The following is a 279-nucleotide window of genomic DNA, read 5'->3' as shown; positions in this document are numbered from 1 at the left end:
CGCATCGATAAGCTGCTGGACAGCCCGAAAATCGACTTCGACCAGGTTTTCGCGGCCATGAAGGCCATCAAGCCTTACTCCATCGAAATGGCCAACCTGACCGACCATGCCGAGGTGAAGCAGCGCACCGCCGCCTATGAGGACTACATCGAGAAGCGGCACATTATTTTCTATGGGCTGGTGATCGTCATGTTCTCGGTGATCGCGCTGATCGCCATCACCCTGATCGTGTTCCGTCAGCAGCGGCTGACCATTCACCAACAGGCCAAGGCAATTGAG

The 279-nt window shown here is 55.9% G+C and carries 1 protein-coding gene; it reads left to right on the top strand.

Annotated features, from left to right (window positions below):
• A partial coding sequence (locus P8629_RS11720; RefSeq protein ID WP_278166305.1) for a hypothetical protein occupies positions 1 to 279 on the top strand: 279 nt, incomplete at both ends.

Origin of the sequence: Hydrogenovibrio sp. 3SP14C1 (assembly GCF_029625905.1) — a bacterium.
GTDB lineage: Bacteria > Pseudomonadota > Gammaproteobacteria > Thiomicrospirales > Thiomicrospiraceae > Hydrogenovibrio.
This window is presented reverse-complemented; position numbering and strand designations above follow the sequence as displayed.